The sequence below is a fragment of the Novosphingobium sp. SG707 genome, assembly GCF_012275515.1.
In the GTDB taxonomy this organism is placed as follows: domain Bacteria; phylum Pseudomonadota; class Alphaproteobacteria; order Sphingomonadales; family Sphingomonadaceae; genus Novosphingobium.
Genome location: NZ_JAAZQL010000002.1, coordinates 340,989 through 354,069 on the forward strand (window position 1 = coordinate 340,989; position 13,081 = coordinate 354,069).

Consider the following 13,081-nt stretch of genomic DNA (forward strand, 5'->3'; position numbering starts at 1 on the left):
TTTCGTCAAGCGCTTCCGCCATTTTCGATCAAATGGATGCGCACCGCGTCGCCCGCCGCCATCGCGGGAGCATGGGCGTCATGTTCGATCAGGCAATTGCTGGCCGCCATGGCCGCCAAAGCCGAGGAATCGCGCATCGGGCGCGGCATCACATTGCGCCCGTCCCACCACCCGCGAATGAACTCGCGCCGGTCCACGCCCGGCCCCAGAGGCTCGGTCAAATGCGCCATCGCCGTGCGGGGCAGGGGATCGCCCGCGCCCTGCATCGCGCGCAGCAGCGGCAGCAGGAACAGATGGGCGGTGACAAAACTCGACACCGGATTGCCCGGCAGGCCGATCACCACCTGCGCCCCGCGCGTGGCCACCAGCAAGGGTTTGCCCGGTCGGATCGCCACTTTCCAGAAATCGACCCGCGCGCCCCAGCGGGCCAGTGCGGGCTGGATCAGGTCATGATCGCCGACCGAGGCCCCGCCGCTGGTCACAATCACATCGGCATCGCCCGCGCGCGCCAGCGCCGCGTCCAACGCGTCCAGATCATCGGCCACCGGCCCCAGACGCAGCACTTCCCCGGCCAGTCCGGCCACCATCGCCCCCAGCATCGCGCCATTGCTGGCAGGCAGGCGGTCGGGCGGGCAGGGAAGGCCCGTTGCGATCAGCTCATCCCCGCTGTCGAGGATCGCCAGACGCGGGCGCCGCCGCACGCAGAGCGCGCCATGCCCCGCCGCAATCGCCAGCGCCAGTTGTGCCGCACCGATCCGCGTACCTGCGGGCAGAACCATGTCGCCGTCGCGGAAATCCAGACCCTTGCGGCGGATGTGGCGCCCCTCCGGCTTGGGCGGGGTTCCGGTCAGGGTGAGGTGATTGCCTTCGCGCGCGGTGTCTTCCTGACACAGCACCACGCCCGCGCCCTCGGGCACCAGCGCACCGGTGGAAATGCGCACCGCCTGTCCGAGTTGAACCGCGCCCGCAAAGGGATGGCCCGCCGCGCTTTCGCCCACAATATCCCACGGTCCCGCCAGATCGCCCGGCGCCAGCGCATAGCCATCCATCGCCGACAGATCAGCGGCAGGTTGCGTGCGGCGGGCCAGCAGCGGCGCGGCCAGATAGCAGCCCAGCGCGGCCTCAATGGGCGTCTCCTGCGCCTGCGTCAGACTGGCCAGCGCCAGGACGCGCGCCTGCGCCTCGTCCAGCGGCAGGGGCGCGCGGCTCATGCCTCGGCCTTCCAGTGGCCCGATTTGCCGCCGCGCTTTTCGATCAGTCGCACTTCCTCGATCACCATGCCCTTGTCGATGGCCTTGGCCATGTCGTAAATGGTCAGGAGCGCAAGGGAAACAGCAGTCAATGCCTCCATTTCCACCCCGGTTTTGCCGGTCAGGCTGGCCGTGGCCGTGGCCCGTATCGCGCTTTCCTCAATGGCAAAATCGACGCTCACGCTGTGCAGCGGCAAGGGGTGGCACAAAGGGATCAGGTCGGCGGTTTTCTTCGCCGCCATGATCCCGGCGATGCGGGCTGCCGCCAGAACGTCGCCCTTGGGCACATCGCCGTCCCGGATCGCGCTGAGTGCCGCCGCGCTCATGCGGATGCGGCCTGCGGCAATCGCTACGCGCGCGGTTTCGGCCTTGGCGCCGACATCGACCATGCGTGCATGGCCCTGGGCATCGAGATGGGTCAATTCGCTCATGCTTCTCTCTTGCCAAAGCGGAGGCATCAGGCAACGAAGAAATGTGCGAGCTGGGGTAAGCCTGCTTCAAGATTTTGAGGGAATAGGGAAATATGGCCGAAATTATTGCCCGGCATCTGATCTACGATGGCTGGTATCGCTTTTCCCGGCTGGAATTGCGGATGCCCGACGGCACCGTGGCCGAACGCCACCTGATCGACAATGGCCAGGCGGTGGCGGTGCTCCCCTTTGACCGGGCGCGGCGGGTGGCGATGCTGATCACCCAGCCGCGCGCGGCGGTGCTGGATGCGGGCCATCCGCCCTTGCTGGAGGCGATTGCGGGCGGGCTCGATGGGGCCAGCCCGGAGGAGCGCATTCATGAGGAGGCGATGGAGGAGGGCGGCATTCGCCTTTCCGCGCTCGAACCGCTGGCCAATATCTGGCCCATTCCGCCGGTTTCGACCGAGCGGGTGATGCTCTATCTGGCCGAATATACTGCGGCCGATCGGGTGGGCGCAGGCGGCGGGGCCGATGGCGAGGATGAGCATATCAGCGTGGCCGAGATCAGCCTTGACGTCCTGCGCGACCGGGTGATGGCCGGTACGCTGGAGGACGCCAAGACGCTGATTTTGGCGCAGGCGTTGATGCTGCGCCATCCTGAACTCTGGGGTTAAAGGCCCAGCAGGGCCTTTGTCGCAGCCGTCACGTCGGCCTGCCGCATCAGGCTTTCCCCAACAAGGAAAGTCCGCGCCCCGCAAGGGGCCAGACGCAGCAGGTCGGCATGAGTGTTGATCCCGCTCTCGGCCACCAGCAAGGTCCCCTCGGGCGCCAGCGGAGCGAGGCGCTCCGTAGTGGCGATGTCGGTCTTGAAGGTCTTGAGGTTGCGGTTGTTCACCCCGATCAGGCGTGAGCGGAGATTGGCGGCGCGCGCCATCTCTTCCTCATCATGCACCTCGACCAGAACCGACATCGCCCGCTCGATGGCTGCCTGTTCGATCTCGGCCATCTGGGCGTCCGACAGGGCCGCCACGATGATGAGGATCGCATCGGCCCCAATCGCGCGGGCCTCGGCCACCTGCCAAGGATCGACCATGAAATCCTTGCGCAGGACCGGCAGATCGCAAGCCGCGCGCGCCGCGATCAGGTAATCCTCATGCCCCTGAAAATAGGGCGCATCGGTCAGGATCGAGAGACAGGCCGCCCCGCCCGCTTGATAGGCGCGGGCATGGGCCGGCGGATCGAAATCGGCGCGGATCAATCCCTTGGACGGGCTGGCCTTCTTGATCTCGGCAATCAGCGCGAAGCCATCGGCGGCCTTTGCGCGCAGCGCCGCTTCAAACCCGCGCGTGGGGGTCTGTTCGCTGGCGCGCGCGTCAAGGTCAGCGATGCTGGCCAAAGGCTTGCGTGCGGCGACTTCCTCGCGCTTGGTGTCGCAGATTTGGGTCAGTTTGTCGGTCATTCGCAAGCCTTGATCCAGCAATCGAGCAGCCCCTTGGCCAGCCCCTTGTCAATGGCCTCTGCGGCCTCTTCGGCGCCCTCGCGCCAGTTCGAAACCTCGCCCGCGACCATCAGCGCGCCGGCAGTGTTCAGCAGTACCGCATCGCGGTAGGCCCCATGCTCGCCCATCAGCAGGCGGTGCAAAGCATCGGCATTATAGGCCGGATCGCCGCCCTTGATTGCCTCAACCGGATATTCGGGCAGGCCAGCGTCGGCAGGAACCACGCGCTTCATCGCCACCCCATCGCCGCGCACGTCGGCCACTTCATTGCCGCCTGCAAGGCTCAGTTCGTCCAACCCCTCATCGCCCGAAATGACAAAGCTGCGCTCGGTGCCAAGGCGGCGGATCGCTTCGGCATAGATCGGCACATAGGCCGGGCGCGCGATGCCCACAAGTTGATGGCGCACATTGGCCGGATTGGCCAGCGGCCCCATCAGGTTGAAGATCGTGCGCGTGCCCAGCGCCCGCCGGATCGGGGCGATGTGCTTGAGGCTGGGATGATGTGCCTGCGCAAACAGGAACGCGATGCCGATCTCGCCCAGCGTACTTTCCGCCCGCTCTCCGGCATGGGCCAGATTAAGGCCCAAAGCCTCCAGCGTATCGGCCGCGCCCGCCTTGGATGATGCCGCCCGGTTGCCATGCTTGGCCACCGGCACGCCGCAGGCCGCGACCACCAGCGATACGGCGGTGGACACGTTGAGCGTATGATGCCCATCGCCGCCGGTGCCGCACACGTCAATCGCTCCCTCGGGCGCATGGACCGCGATCATCCGCGCACGCATGGCCCGCGCCGCGCCCGCGATCTCGCTCGACGTTTCCCCGCGCGCCGAAAGGGCGACGAGAAAATCGGCAATCGCTTCGTCGGACACCTGCCGGTCAAGGATCGCGCCGAAAATGCTCTGCGCCTCACCCTCGTCAAAGGGATGGGCCGAGACTTCGGGCAGGGCGTTCATGCGGGCATACGGGCATCAATCCCGCACAGTTTCAGGTAATTGGCCAGCATCGCATGGCCATGTTGCGTGGCGATGCTCTCGGGGTGAAACTGCACCCCGTGGATCGGCAGGCTGACATGGCGGAAGCCCATTACATGCCCATCGTCGCTGCGCGCATTCACATGCAGGCAGGCCGGAATGTCGGTCACGATCAGCGAGTGATAACGCGTGGCGATGAAGGGCGAGGGGATGCCCTCGAACAGGCCGCTGTTGTCATGCGTCACCGGGCTGGTCTTGCCATGCATCAGGCCGCCGCGCTGCACCGTGCCGCCGAAATATTGCCCGATCGACTGATGGCCAAGGCATACGCCCAGCAAGGGCTTGCCTGCATCCGCCGCCGCGCCCACCAGATCGAGGCTGATCCCGGCCTCGTTTGGCGTGCAGGGGCCGGGCGAAAGCAGGAAGCCTGCCGCGCCGCTGTCAATCGCCTGCGCGGCGGTCAGCGCGTCATTGCGCACCACTTCGATCTCAGCGCCCAGTTCCATGATGTAATGGACCAGATTCCAGGTGAAGCTGTCGTAATTGTCGATGACGAGGATTTTTTTATTCATTGCCCAAACCCCGCTTCCTGCGCCACGCGCACCGCCTCACGGGCGGCGGCAAAGAGGGCGCCGGATTTATGTTCGCATTCGCGCTGTTCATAGACCGGATCGCTGTCGGCCACGATGCCCGCGCCCGCCTGCACGTGCAACACGCCATCTTTGAGGATGCCGGTGCGCAGCACGATACAGCTGTCCAGATTGCCGTCCGGCCCGAAATAGCCCACGCCCCCGGCATAAGCGCCGCGCGTTTCGCCTTCCAGTCCGGCGATGATCTCGCAGGCCCGGACCTTGGGCGCACCGCTGACGGTGCCCGCCGGGAAACCGGCGAACACAGCGTCAATCGCATCGGCGCGATTGGTGTCCAATTCGCCCACCACGTTCGAGACGATATGCATCACATGGCTGTAACGCTCGATCGTATAGCTTTCGGTGACCTTGACCGTGCCCTTGGCGGCCACACGGCCCACATCGTTGCGGCCCAGATCGAGCAGCATCAGATGTTCGGCGCGCTCTTTCTGATCCTCCAGCAGGCTGATCTCATTGGCCTTGTCCTCGGCCGGAGTCTTGCCGCGCGGGCGCGTGCCCGCGATGGGGCGGATGGTCACCTCGCCATCGCGCACCCGCACCAGAATTTCCGGGCTGGACCCAACCACGGCAAAACCGGGCAGGTCGAGGAAATAGAGGAAGGGCGAGGGATTGACCCGGCGCAGCGACCGATAAAGCGAGAGCGGCGGCAGGGTAAAGGGCGCGGTGAAGCGCTGCGCCAGCACGACCTGAAAGATGTCGCCCGCCTCGATGAACGCCTTGGCCTGCTCGACCATCTCGCCATAGCGGCCCGGCGCCATCACCGGGGTCGGCATCGGCATGGGCATGTCGGGCGCGGCGCGCACAGGTTCGGGCGCGGGCGCAGCCAGTGCGCGCAGGGCGTCATCAATGCGCTCCTGTGCCACTTCCAGCGCAGCTTCGGGCGCGCGATCCGAAGGCCAGACCGGCGCGACGGCAAACAATTCATCGCCCAGCCGGTCGAACACAAGGATCACCGTGGGGCGGACAAACAGCATGTCGGGCAATTCCAGCGCGCTTTGCGGCGCACGGGGCAGCTTTTCGACCAGCCCAAAGGTTTCATAGCCGAAATAGCCCACGATGCAGGCCAGCGCCGGAGGCAGCGCGGCGGGCACATCCATCCGGCAGCTTTCGACAAGCTTGCGCAATTCGCCCAGCGCGTCGCCTGCCAGAGGCTCAAACGCCTCGCAGTCCTGCGCCCAGACGCGGTTGATTTCAGCCGCATGGCCCGTGGCGCGGAACACCAGATCGGGGGCCAGACCCAGTAGGCTGTAACGCCCGCGCACTTCGCCGCCCTCGACCGATTCGAGCAGGAAATCGCCCCGCTCGCCCGCGAACAGCTTTACCGCCGCGCCCACGGGTGTCTCAGTGTCGGCAATGACGCGACGCCACACCAGCGCCGGATTCCCGCCAGACAGCAAGGAAAGGGCGGCGTCCCAGTTTTCTGGGCGATGGGTGTTGTCGGTCATTGGTCTTTCGCTTTTTGGGATTGAACGTCAGTTGCCGCTGGCAAGCTGGCCGGCGACGGTCTTGATGGTGCTTTCGTTGCGCTCCACCTTGACTTCGGTGCGGATCGCGCGGCGCAGGCTTTCGGCCTGTTCGCGCGCCGCCAGATTGCCCAGCTCGCCCTTGACCTGCCCGACCAGCGGATCATTGGCGGCCACGGCGCCCGGCGTGATGGTTTTCAGCTGCACGGCCATAAAGCCCTTGTTGCCCGCAATCGGGATCAGCTTTGTCGTGCCGGGCGCCATGCCGAAGAACAGCGCAACGGCGGGCGGGATCTGGCCGCCGCGCGACATGATTTCCTCGCGGCCCAGATTCATCTGCTGCACCGGGGGCAGGGCCACGCCCAGCTTGGCCACTTCCGCGGCCAGATCGCCACCCTTCTTGCCTGCTGCCAGCAGCTTCATGGCGGCGGCGCGCGCGGCGACCGAGCCCTTTTCAAGCTGGATGTCGGCCATCACCTGCGCGCTGATCTGGTCAAGCGGGGCAGGGGCGGCGGGCACGATCTTGGTCACGTCAAAGATCACAAAGCTCTTGCCCGCGACCAGTTCGCTGATCTGAGGCTGGCCTTCGTGGTCCATGCCAAAGGCGGCGGGCAGGATCGAGGCCAGTTCGGCCGGAAGCCCCATGCCAGCGGGCGTCTTGGCCGTCAGCAGCGGGGTTTCGGCCATGGTCAGGCCCAGTTCCTTGGCGGTATCGGACAGCGCGCCGCCCTTGCCGAAATCATCGTTCACCTTTTCGGTGAGAGCAGCCAGCGCGGCCTTGCGCTTTTCCTCGGTCAGGGCGGCGGTGATCTCACCCTTCACCTGCTCCAGCGTGCGCACAGGTTTGGCGTCGATAGCATCCACGCGCACCAGCGCCCAGCCCAGCGCGCCCTTGACCGGGCCAGCGATGGCCCCGGCCTTGGCGGCATAGGCGGCCTCGGCCACGGCGGCGCTGCTCTTGATCGTCAGGTCGGCCTTGCTGACCGCGCCCAGCGAGGCGACCGAAAGGCCCTTGGCCTTGGCGGCGGCCTCAAGGCTTTCGCCCTTGGCAACGGCGGTGGCAATGTCCTTGGCCATGCTCTCGCTGATGACGATGACCTGCGACACCTTGCGGGTTTCGCTGGCGCCATACTGGGCGGCATTGGCCTTGAAGCGGGCAGCCACTTCGGCGTCGGTGGGGGCCGAGGACTGCTTGATGACCGATTCGTCGAAGCGGGCGTAACGAATCACGCGGCGTTCCGGCACGGTGTAGGCGGCCTTGTGGTTGTTGTACCACGCGGTCACTTCGGCCTGCGTGGGCAGGCCCTTGGGCGCAAAGGCGGCCGAGGGCAGCATGGCGGCCGAACCGGCGCGATGTTCCTTGAGCAGCGAGGCATATTGCACCACCGCGCTCTGGGGCAGGGCGGCGCCGAACTGCGCCGGAGCCAGCAACTGGCGCGAGACCAGATCGCGCGCGAAACTGTCGCGCACATCGGCATCGTTCATCTGGCGCTGGGCCAGAACCGAGAGATAGGCGTTTTGATCGAACTTGCCGCCTGCGCCCTGAAACGCCGGGATCTTGGCGAGTTCGCTGTCGACCAGACGCTTGCCCGCAACGATGCCGACCTTGCGGCCAAAGGCCATCTGGGCCTCGCCGTCGATCATCTGGTCCAGCACCAGATCGAGCCCGCCTTCGGCCAGAAAGCTCTTCATGGTGACGCCGGGCTGCTGCTGGCGAGTGATTTCCACGGCCTGCTGCATCTGCTTGGTCAATTGCGCGGTGCCGATGGCGGTGCCGTCGACCTTGGCCACGCGGTCGCCCCCGGTGATGCTGCCCGATGAGATCATGTTCGACACATCGCCCGCGGCAAACGCCATGGCCAGCATCACGATCAACCCCAGCGCGGCGAACACGCCCACCGAGGAGTGGAAGAACTTGCGGAACACTTGCAGCATCAAACCAACCCGTCACCGCGGCCCCGCCAAAAAGGCGCGCGCCGTCAAAACCATCAGCAGGCGGCTTTAGGCGGCTTGGCCGGATCCCGCAAGCGGCGCCATCGCGCAAATTTGTGGTGCCCTTATGCTGCGTTTGCGTCTTTTCGGTGGGTTGTCGACCACGCGCCTTTTGACAAGCGGCGCCTCCTTGCCCTAGGCGCGCATACGCATGCTGGGGAAGCGTGGCGGCTTGCGGCCTGTGACGGGCCACAGCCTGGCTCCCCGCGATTTAGGAAGGACAAAGGGATCATGGCTTTGCGGCCCTATATCGTCGGCAACTGGAAGATGAACGGCCTGCGCGCCACGCTGGCCGAGGCGCGCGCGATCGACCGCGTGGCGGCCCGCCATCCGGCGGTGGATGTGGGCATCGCCCCGCCCTTCACGCTGGTCCATGCGATGGCCGAGGAAGCCCAGGCGATGGCCGTGGGCGGTCAGGACGTCCATGCCAAGCCCAGCGGCGCCTATACCGGCGACATTTCTGCGCCCATGCTTGAAGATGCCGGTGCGCGCTTCACCATCGTGGGCCACAGCGAGCGTCGCAGCCTGCATGGCGAGAGCAATGCCGATGTGCAGGCCAAGGCGCTTGCCGCGCGCGCGGCGGGCCTTGGCGTGATCCTGTGCGTGGGCGAAACCGAGGCCGAGCGCGACGCCGGGCAGGCCGAAGCGGTGGTTTCGGGCCAGCTTCACGGCTCGCTGCCCAAGGAGAGCGCCGAGGGTCTGGCCGTGGCCTATGAGCCGGTCTGGGCCATCGGCACGGGCCGCGTGCCTTCGGTGGAGGATGTGGCCGCCATGCACCGTGCGATCCGCGCCGATCTGGTGTCGATCTATGGCGATGCGGGCAAGGGCGTGCGGATCCTTTACGGCGGCTCGGTCAATGCGGGCAATGCCTCGGAATTGCTGGGCGTGGCCGATGTCGGCGGCGCGCTGGTCGGCGGGGCCAGCCTGACGGCGGAGAGCTTTGCCGCGATCATCAATGCCGCCGCGATGCTCATCGAAGGTTGATACTGTATTGTTGCAGGGGGGAAGCACCCCCTTGCAACTACGCGCTCGCGCGCCTAGATGCGCGCCATTCCATTCATGCGGTGGCCTTTGCTGGCTGCCATGTCGAGAGTCGCGCTTCATGTTCATCTTCCTTATTGTGCTTCAGGCCATTGTCGCGGCCATGCTGGTCGTGGTGATCCTGATTCAGAAGTCGGAAGGCGGCGGTCTGGGCGTTGGCGGCAGCCCTTCGGGATTCATGTCGGCGCGCGGCGCGGCGGACTTTCTGACGCGCAGCACGGGCGTTTTGGCTGCGATTTTCGTTGGTCTGTCGATTGTTCTGGCGGCTTTGGCCGTGGCCAGCGCGTCGAGCCAGAAGGTTGACACCTCGCTCGACCGCAGCGTCTCGGCCCCGGCTGCGGCGCCTGCCGCACCTGCGGCTCCGCTTCCTGCCGATCCGCTGGCCGGCGCGGCCAAGAAGTAATCTGGTGTATTTGTGCCAGCCCACCCTGCCGCAGTCGCGGTGGGGTGGTCTGGCGTTTGGGCATTCCGCCGTCTGCGGCGCGTTTTTGGCGCGTCCATGAACAGGACTGTGGATTGCTTGCTCGTTGGCGCGCATTGCGCGCTTGGATTGATGGTTCAAAAAAGGTAAGGCGCAATCCCCATGGCGCGGTATATTTTCATCACCGGCGGCGTGGTCTCCTCGCTGGGCAAGGGTCTTATGGCGGCTTCACTGGCCGCCTTGTTGCAGGCACGCGGCTTCAAGGTCCGCATCCGCAAATTCGACCCCTATCTCAACGTCGACCCCGGCACCATGAGCCCGTATCAGCATGGCGAAGTCTATGTGACCGACGATGGTGCAGAGACGGACCTCGATCTGGGGCATTATGAACGCTTTACCGGCGTTTCGGCGCGCAAGAGCGACAATATCACCTCGGGCCGCATCTATCAGACGATCATCGCCAAGGAACGCCGCGGCGACTATCTGGGCGCAACGGTGCAGGTGATCCCGCATGTGACCGATGCGATCAAGGATTTCGCGCAGGCCGACACCGAGGATCTGGATTTCGTGCTGTGCGAAATCGGCGGCACGGTGGGCGACATCGAGGGCCTGCCCTTCATCGAGGCGATCCGTCAGCTTCGCAACGAACTGGGCCGCGAGCAGACCTGCTTTGCCCATGTCACGCTGGTGCCCTACATCGCGGCGGCGGGTGAGCTCAAGACCAAGCCGACTCAGCACTCGGTGCGCGAGCTGACTTCGTATGGCATCCAGCCCGACGTGCTGCTGTGCCGCTGCGAGCAGGAATTGCCCGAGAATGAGCGCAGCAAGATTGCGCTCTTCTGCAACGTGCGCAAGGAAGCTGTGATCCCGGCGCTCGACGCGCCCAATATCTATGCCGTGCCGCTTCAATATCACGCCGAAGGGCTGGACAATGCGGTGCTGCACCACTTTGGCCTGACCGCGCCCGAGCCAAAGCTCGACCAGTGGCAGGCGCTGACCAAGACCTATGCCGCCCCCGAGGGCGAAGTGACCATCGGTGTGGTGGGCAAATATGTCGTGCTTCAGGATGCGTATAAGTCACTGAACGAAGCTCTGGTGCATGGCGGCATTGCCAACAAGGTCAAGGTCAACATCAAGTGGATCGACGCCGAAATCTTTGAAAAGGACGAGGAAGAGATCGTCTCGACGCTCGAACCGCTGCACGGCATCCTTGTGCCCGGCGGCTTTGGCGAGCGCGGCACCGAGGGCAAGATCTCGGCGGTCCGTTTTGCCCGCGAACGCAAGGTGCCCTTCTTCGGCATCTGCCTCGGCATGCAGATGGCCTGCATCGAAGGTGCGCGCAACACGGCGGGGATCGCGGACGCTTCCTCGACCGAATTTGGCGAAACCAAGGAACCGGTCGTCGGCATCATCACCGAATGGATGAGCGAAGAGGGGCTGCAACAGCGCACCGCCGAAACCGATCTGGGCGGCACGATGCGCCTTGGCGCCTATGAAGCCAAGCTGGCGGGCAATAGCCATGTCGCGGCGATCTATGGCAGCGAGACCATCAGCGAGCGCCATCGCCACCGTTACGAAGTGAACTCGCATTACCGCGAGGCGCTGGAGCAGGGCGGGCTGGTGTTCTCGGGTATGTCGCCCGACGGCCTGTTGCCCGAAATCGTCGAGCGGCCGGACCATCCGTGGTTCGTGGGCGTGCAGTTCCACCCCGAACTCAAGAGCCGTCCGTTCGAGCCGCATCCGCTGTTTGCCGGGTTTATCGGCGCGGCGTTGCGTCAGGCGCGGTTGGTTTAAGGGTTCAAGGTTTAAGGGTGCCTCCGGCGGGCAAAGGGCGCGGAGCATTTTTCTTGAAAAATGCGACTAACAAAGATCGCCCTTTGCAATCCCGTTAATGGGGGTGGTTTGAAGCCTTGTGTTATTATGATTAAAGCCTGCGGCGCATATCATTGGCGCCGCAGGCTTTAATTTTGAACGGTGCGTCCGACACACAACGCCGAACCCTTGGCACCACGAAGACAGTAACGGGAGCGCGAGGGTCTAGACCCTCGCATTCATCCTTCTATTCCGCTCTTGTCCAGATCCAAGTCCCCGACAGAACCATCACCCCAGCGGGAATCAACACCCACGGCCACCCCGCCGTAAACGCGGTAATCCCCACCGACACCGCCATAGCGATCAGCGCGGCTTTCTTCGCCCGGCGCGGGATCGCCCGCCGCTCGCGCCATTGGCGCAGGGGCGGGCCATAGGTGGGATGATCGAGCAGACGCTGCTCCCACGCGGGGTTGGAGCGGGCAAAACAGAACAGCGCCAGCAGCAGGAAGGGCACCGTGGGCAAGAGCGGCAGAAACGCCCCCACAATGCCAAGGCCGACAAAGAACAGGCCGCCCGCTTGATAGAGGTGGCGGCGCATTCCCGGTTCAGCCCGCTGCGAGCCGTGATGCGTGATCCTTGATCAGCGCGATCATGTTGGGTACGCCCTGCGTCCGATTGCTGGAAAGCTGGTTTTTCAGATCAAACGGAGCGAGCGCCTCGGCAATGTCCATCGCGGCCACTTCCTCGGCGGGCTTGCCCTGCACCGCCGAGAGAACCAGCGCGATGATGCCCTTGGTGATCGCCGCGTTCGAATCGGCCAGGAATTGCAGCCGGTCGCCCTGTTCCACCGGATAGACCCAGACGCTGGCCGAACATCCGCGCACCAGCGTGGCGTCGGTTTTCAGCGCGTCGGGCATGGGGTCCAGCTCGCGGCCCAGTTCGATCAACAGGCGGTAACGTTCGTCGGCTTCGAGGAATTCATATTCCTCGGCAATATCGGAAAGGCTGCGCATGGGGATGCGATAGCGCCCAAGGGGCTTATAAATCAACCCCGGCGGCGATCGCTTCCAGCTTGCGGATGCGTTCTTTCAGGTCTGCGATCTCGATGCGATGGGTGGCCGAAGGCTGGGCGGGCTGATCGGCCTTGCTCACCAGATCCAGTTCGCGATGCTTGAGCGTCAGCCATCCCGACCATCCGCGCAGCAGGGCGATGCTGAGCATGGCGATGGCGGTCAGGGCGGAGACCAGTTCGGGCAGGGTCAGGCTGTCCATGGGAAATCCTCCGGTTTAACGATCACAGGTTTAATGATCACGCAGGGCTTCGATTTCGGCCGAGAGCCGATCCGCGCTGCGCCCCTCCAGCGAGGAGGAAGTGGCGATGCGTTCCAGTACGCGGATGCGCTCGCGCAGGGCCTCGACCTCGGCATCTTGGGCGGCGGGGCGTGCCTCGCCATAGGACATCGCGGCCATCTTGCGGCGGTGGCGCAGGACGATGGCGGTCAGGATGATGCCGGTCCACATCAGGGGGGCAAGGCTATGAATGAAATCATGCAACATGGCTTCAAACCCTTTT

At 65.0% G+C, this 13,081-nt stretch carries 15 protein-coding genes; 4 read left to right on the plus strand and 11 right to left on the minus strand.

Annotation, left to right across the window (positions count from 1 at the left end; all coding sequences use genetic code 11):
• Window positions 1-5: 5 nt before the first annotated feature.
• The gene (gene glp, locus FHW92_RS06315; RefSeq protein ID WP_168602412.1) at window positions 6-1,211 is read right to left on the minus strand and encodes a gephyrin-like molybdotransferase Glp; all 1,206 of its coding nucleotides are present in this window, start codon (window positions 1,209-1,211) and stop codon (window positions 6-8) included.
• Window positions 1,208-1,681, minus strand: a complete 474-nt coding sequence (gene moaC, locus FHW92_RS06320) for a cyclic pyranopterin monophosphate synthase MoaC (RefSeq protein WP_168602413.1) — start codon at window positions 1,679-1,681, stop codon at window positions 1,208-1,210. Before moaC ends, glp begins: the two co-directional genes overlap by 4 nt.
• Window positions 1,682-1,773: 92 nt before the next feature.
• Between moaC and FHW92_RS06325 the strand changes: the two genes are divergently transcribed.
• Window positions 1,774-2,334 (plus strand): NUDIX hydrolase, encoded by a 561-nt coding sequence (locus FHW92_RS06325; protein ID WP_168602414.1) that lies wholly within the window; start codon window positions 1,774-1,776, stop codon window positions 2,332-2,334.
• On the opposite strand, the gene trpC is transcribed toward FHW92_RS06325, so the two are convergent.
• From trpC to FHW92_RS06350, 5 genes are read right to left on the minus strand one after another with little or no spacing between them, the layout of a single operon-like run.
• Window positions 2,331-3,119: an indole-3-glycerol phosphate synthase TrpC gene (gene trpC / locus FHW92_RS06330; RefSeq protein WP_168602415.1), complete on the minus strand. Its 789-nt coding sequence runs from the start codon at window positions 3,117-3,119 to the stop codon at window positions 2,331-2,333. The genes FHW92_RS06325 and trpC overlap by 4 nt on opposite strands.
• A complete protein-coding gene (gene trpD / locus FHW92_RS06335) occupies window positions 3,116-4,111 on the minus strand; it encodes an anthranilate phosphoribosyltransferase (RefSeq protein ID WP_168602416.1) in 996 nt (331 codons plus the stop codon). Before trpD ends, trpC begins: the two co-directional genes overlap by 4 nt.
• Window positions 4,108-4,701, minus strand: a complete 594-nt coding sequence (locus FHW92_RS06340; protein ID WP_168602417.1) for an aminodeoxychorismate/anthranilate synthase component II — start codon at window positions 4,699-4,701, stop codon at window positions 4,108-4,110. The genes trpD and FHW92_RS06340 overlap by 4 nt, the downstream gene beginning before the upstream one ends.
• Complete coding sequence (locus FHW92_RS06345; protein WP_168602418.1) at window positions 4,698-6,224, minus strand: chorismate-binding protein; 1,527 nt, start codon at window positions 6,222-6,224, stop codon at window positions 4,698-4,700. Before FHW92_RS06345 ends, FHW92_RS06340 begins: the two co-directional genes overlap by 4 nt.
• A gap of 27 nt (window positions 6,225-6,251) precedes the next feature.
• Complete coding sequence (locus FHW92_RS06350) at window positions 6,252-8,177, minus strand: peptidyl-prolyl cis-trans isomerase (protein WP_168602419.1); 1,926 nt, start codon at window positions 8,175-8,177, stop codon at window positions 6,252-6,254.
• 288 nt (window positions 8,178-8,465) lie between these two features.
• Here FHW92_RS06350 and tpiA point away from each other — a divergent pair, with 288 nt between their 5' ends.
• The 3 genes from tpiA to FHW92_RS06365 all read left to right on the plus strand — a co-directional run bounded on the left by tpiA (window position 8,466) and on the right by FHW92_RS06365 (window position 11,490).
• Entirely contained in the window at window positions 8,466-9,218 is a 753-nt protein-coding gene (gene tpiA / locus FHW92_RS06355) for a triose-phosphate isomerase (protein ID WP_168602420.1), read from the plus strand.
• Between the two features lie 118 nt (window positions 9,219-9,336).
• Entirely contained in the window at window positions 9,337-9,678 is a 342-nt protein-coding gene (gene secG / locus FHW92_RS06360; protein ID WP_168602421.1) for a preprotein translocase subunit SecG, read from the plus strand.
• Between the two features lie 180 nt (window positions 9,679-9,858).
• Window positions 9,859-11,490 carry a CTP synthase gene (locus FHW92_RS06365; RefSeq protein ID WP_168602422.1) on the plus strand — a complete coding sequence of 544 codons (1,632 nt, stop codon included), beginning with the start codon at window positions 9,859-9,861 and terminating at the stop codon, window positions 11,488-11,490.
• A gap of 265 nt (window positions 11,491-11,755) precedes the next feature.
• On the opposite strand, the gene FHW92_RS06370 is transcribed toward FHW92_RS06365, so the two are convergent.
• From FHW92_RS06370 to FHW92_RS06385, 4 genes are read right to left on the minus strand one after another with little or no spacing between them, the layout of a single operon-like run.
• Window positions 11,756-12,106 (minus strand): YbaN family protein, encoded by a 351-nt coding sequence (locus tag FHW92_RS06370; protein ID WP_168602423.1) that lies wholly within the window; start codon window positions 12,104-12,106, stop codon window positions 11,756-11,758.
• Window positions 12,107-12,113: 7 nt separating this feature from the next.
• On the minus strand, window positions 12,114-12,521 hold the full coding sequence (locus tag FHW92_RS06375) for a SufE family protein (RefSeq protein WP_168602424.1): 408 nt from the start codon (window positions 12,519-12,521) through the stop codon (window positions 12,114-12,116).
• 25 nt (window positions 12,522-12,546) lie between these two features.
• On the minus strand, window positions 12,547-12,780 hold the full coding sequence (locus FHW92_RS06380; protein ID WP_168602425.1) for a hypothetical protein: 234 nt from the start codon (window positions 12,778-12,780) through the stop codon (window positions 12,547-12,549).
• Window positions 12,781-12,810: 30 nt separating this feature from the next.
• A complete protein-coding gene (locus tag FHW92_RS06385) occupies window positions 12,811-13,065 on the minus strand; it encodes a hypothetical protein (protein ID WP_168602155.1) in 255 nt (84 codons plus the stop codon).
• Between the last annotated feature and the right edge of the window lie 16 nt (window positions 13,066-13,081).

What these genes read in the sequence shown, in the direction of transcription:
- FHW92_RS06325 (WP_168602414.1), top strand. Translation starts at nt 1,774, where the DNA reads ATGGCCGAAATTATTGCCCGGCATCTGATCTACGATGGCTGGTATCGC.
- glp (WP_168602412.1), bottom strand. Translation starts at nt 1,211, where the DNA reads ATGAGCCGCGCGCCCCTGCCGCTGGACGAGGCGCAGGCGCGCGTCCTG.
- FHW92_RS06370 (WP_168602423.1), bottom strand. Translation starts at nt 12,106, where the DNA reads ATGCGCCGCCACCTCTATCAAGCGGGCGGCCTGTTCTTTGTCGGCCTT.
- FHW92_RS06345 (WP_168602418.1), bottom strand. Translation starts at nt 6,224, where the DNA reads ATGACCGACAACACCCATCGCCCAGAAAACTGGGACGCCGCCCTTTCC.
- secG (WP_168602421.1), top strand. Translation starts at nt 9,337, where the DNA reads ATGTTCATCTTCCTTATTGTGCTTCAGGCCATTGTCGCGGCCATGCTG.
- tpiA (WP_168602420.1), top strand. Translation starts at nt 8,466, where the DNA reads ATGGCTTTGCGGCCCTATATCGTCGGCAACTGGAAGATGAACGGCCTG.
- FHW92_RS06340 (WP_168602417.1), bottom strand. Translation starts at nt 4,701, where the DNA reads ATGAATAAAAAAATCCTCGTCATCGACAATTACGACAGCTTCACCTGG.
- moaC (WP_168602413.1), bottom strand. Translation starts at nt 1,681, where the DNA reads ATGAGCGAATTGACCCATCTCGATGCCCAGGGCCATGCACGCATGGTC.
- FHW92_RS06380 (WP_168602425.1), bottom strand. Translation starts at nt 12,780, where the DNA reads ATGGACAGCCTGACCCTGCCCGAACTGGTCTCCGCCCTGACCGCCATC.
- trpD (WP_168602416.1), bottom strand. Translation starts at nt 4,111, where the DNA reads ATGAACGCCCTGCCCGAAGTCTCGGCCCATCCCTTTGACGAGGGTGAG.
- FHW92_RS06385 (WP_168602155.1), bottom strand. Translation starts at nt 13,065, where the DNA reads ATGTTGCATGATTTCATTCATAGCCTTGCCCCCCTGATGTGGACCGGC.
- trpC (WP_168602415.1), bottom strand. Translation starts at nt 3,119, where the DNA reads ATGACCGACAAACTGACCCAAATCTGCGACACCAAGCGCGAGGAAGTC.
- FHW92_RS06350 (WP_168602419.1), bottom strand. Translation starts at nt 8,177, where the DNA reads ATGCTGCAAGTGTTCCGCAAGTTCTTCCACTCCTCGGTGGGCGTGTTC.
- FHW92_RS06365 (WP_168602422.1), top strand. Translation starts at nt 9,859, where the DNA reads ATGGCGCGGTATATTTTCATCACCGGCGGCGTGGTCTCCTCGCTGGGC.
- FHW92_RS06375 (WP_168602424.1), bottom strand. Translation starts at nt 12,521, where the DNA reads ATGCGCAGCCTTTCCGATATTGCCGAGGAATATGAATTCCTCGAAGCC.